This window comes from Nitrospira sp. BLG_2 (assembly GCF_049222245.1).
The window spans coordinates 1-1,925 of record NZ_JBLYIG010000743.1 but is presented as its reverse complement, the minus strand read 5'-3'; the positions used below and the strand labels follow the sequence as shown (position 1 = coordinate 1,925).

Here is a 1,925-nt window from a genome sequence, read left to right as displayed (position 1 = left end):
GGCCTATGCGCGGCTGGATGCGGCGCAGACCTTCGCCAAAGGAACGGGATCTACCATCGTCTCGCTGGGGACCGGCGGCACGATGACGCCGAACTGCGACGACGGGAACGTGTTCCGGGCGGTGCTGGCGAGCAATGCCACCATTGCCAATCCCTCGAACGGGCGCTCCGGGCAGACGATCGTGATCCACCTGATCCAGGGCGGGTCCGGCAGCTATACCGGGTCGTGGGGGTCGAAATACAAGTTCGCCGGTTCCACGACGCCGACGCTTTCCACGGCTGTCGGCGCGCGGGACGTGTTCGCGTTCAGCTATGACAATACCTCGGATGTCTGGGCGCAGGCCGGACTGAACGTAGGCTAATCCCATGCTTGCCATGGGGATGATGCTCGGGGGGTTGCCGGTCTACACGGTCACCCTGTCTTCCAACGGCGGGACGTGGCAGAAGAGCGTTGACGGCACCTCGATCCCGTCTTCCGTCCCGGTTCTTCTGGTGCTGCGCATTTCCTCGGCCATCGAGAGGCAGTCGAGTTCGACCAGCCTCGGCGCGATCCACCTCGACGGATTGGCGAACGGGTCATTTGTGGACCTCATCAATCTCGGTTACGCCATCGGCAAGGGCGGCAATGCCGGGGCGGGCGGTTCGGACTCTCCGGGCGTCAACGGACAAGCCGGAGGCCCGGCAATCCGGGCGAATTTCAACGGCACGCTGCGCGTCACGAATAGTTCCGGCCGCATCTGGGGCGGCGGCGGTGGTGGTGGTGGTGGTGGTCAATCCCTGGCGGAAGGTTCCGGCGGTGGCGGTGGCGCGGGCGGCGGGTCAGGCGGTTCGGGTGCTGAGAGCGGAACCGCGGGAACCACGGGAAGCGCCGGTACTCCCGGAGTTGGCGGTACGACCAATGCGGATGGTGGAGACGGCGGTGCTTATGGAGTGGCCGGATCGAACGGACAATCCTCGGGATTTGCCGGAGGCTCTGGCGGTGCTGCGGGGTATGCCATCCTGCACGATGCGGGAACGACGGTGGTGTTCGTGGCGGGGTCTGGTTCGCCGAACGTGAAAGGCAGCATCGGAAGCTAATGAAACGCGCCGCCATCAAGAATCTTGCGACCGGGTTCGCGCCGGACATCCCAAACCTCGATCTCCCTCCGGGGGCGTGGACCGACTCGAGGAACGTCCAGTATCGGGACGGGGCGGTCGAGAAATGCCCAGGTTACGCCCAGGCCCTCGGGAGCCTTTCGGCTACGTCCATCTTCACAGCGCCCATTTCGGATGGCGTCAACTACTTCTGGGTCTACGGTTCCGAGACGGTCATGTACGCGACCGACGGGACCACGCACGCGAATATCACCGGAACGATCACGCTCGCCGCAACTGCGGACCTCGGCTATACCGGCGGACCTTTCAACGGCTACATGATCGTCAATGACGGCGTGGGTATTCCCCAATCCTGGGCGCCGTCGCTGTCGAATGATCTGGTTTCACTGACCGCATGGCCGTCGGTGAACGTCACTGCCCGAGTTATCCGGCCGTGGAAGAGCTTTCTCATTGCGCTTCGCGTCACCGATACGGGTTCGTACAACTCGCGTTTGATGCGCTGGTCGGATGCCGCACAGCAGGGTTCGCTGCCGCTGTCGTGGGACTATGCAGATCCCACTAACCAGTCGGGCATCGTGGAATTCGGGCAGACGGAAGACCAGCTGATCGACTGTATGCCGCTCCGGGACAGTCTCATCATCTACAAGGAAAACCACACCTGGCAGGCGGATTACGTCGGCGGATTCGACATCTTCAGCTTCCGCCAGATTCTCTCCGAAGTAGGGGCGATGACGGAAAACTGCATTGCTTCGATCGGCACCTCCCATCTCGTTTTGGGGACCGAGGATGTCATCGTCCACGACGGAAACAGCACCCGTTCCCTGCTCGATC

Annotated in this window: 3 protein-coding genes; all 3 read left to right on the top strand. The window is 63.0% G+C overall.

Going from position 1 to position 1,925, the window contains the following annotated elements; all coding sequences use genetic code 11:
- On the top strand, positions 1–361 hold a 361-nt coding region (locus ACOSYY_RS19950; protein WP_421664710.1), incomplete at its 5' end, for a hypothetical protein.
- A gap of 4 nt (positions 362–365) precedes the next feature.
- Complete coding sequence (locus tag ACOSYY_RS19945; RefSeq protein WP_421664709.1) at positions 366–1,076, top strand: hypothetical protein; 711 nt, start codon at positions 366–368, stop codon at positions 1,074–1,076.
- The coding region (locus ACOSYY_RS19940; RefSeq protein ID WP_421664708.1) for a hypothetical protein at positions 1,076–1,925 on the top strand (850 nt) is incomplete at its 3' end. The genes ACOSYY_RS19945 and ACOSYY_RS19940, both read left to right, overlap by 1 nt.